This is a genomic window from Bartonella sp. AA2SXKL, from assembly GCF_042197205.1.
Lineage (GTDB): Bacteria > Pseudomonadota > Alphaproteobacteria > Rhizobiales > Rhizobiaceae > Bartonella.
In genome coordinates, this window is record NZ_JBHIRN010000277.1 from 1 (window position 1) to 554 (window position 554).

1 pseudogene is annotated in these 554 nt (G+C 47.7%); it reads left to right on the forward strand.

Annotated elements, in window-relative coordinates:
- Positions 1-554 (forward strand): annotated as a pseudogene (locus ACFINS_RS11225) (hypothetical protein); the annotation flags it as partial.

A 554-nucleotide genomic window follows, 5' to 3' on the forward strand; every position in this document is an offset into this window, starting at 1 on the left:
GTGCGCCAAGTTGTGGGGTCAAGCATAACAGGGGGTGAAGGCATTGCCATTGATTCCGGAAACAACACGGAAGTTGTCGCCTCGACGCTCGTAGCCGGTAAGGCAGAGGAAACGTCAGGAGAGAAAGCACCAGGAGATCAGAAAAAAGCGGATATTACCATTCACTCTGGGGGAAAGATTACTATCAAAGGCGCCCAAGAACAGTTGGATCAGCAAGCACAATCGTCATCAAGTGGCTTTTTGCATGAGAAATCGTCCGATACATCTCAATCGCATACCACAACGGTCTCCTCTATCCTTGGGGCAACGGGCAACATCGTGTTAGACGCACAAGGAGAAGCCAAGATTTCTGCTTCTCATCTTCTTTCCGGTCAAGATATCAATGTGAGCGGAGAAAATGTGACGATTGATGGCATGACAGATCACCATAAAAGCCATTCAGAGACCCATGAAACAGGTTTTGGTGTGGGATCAGGTAAGGGCTTTGTGTCGATATACGGGAGTGAGGGAAAGACAGAAAATGAAGAGAGTTTTGAGCATCAAGGTTCTTCTCT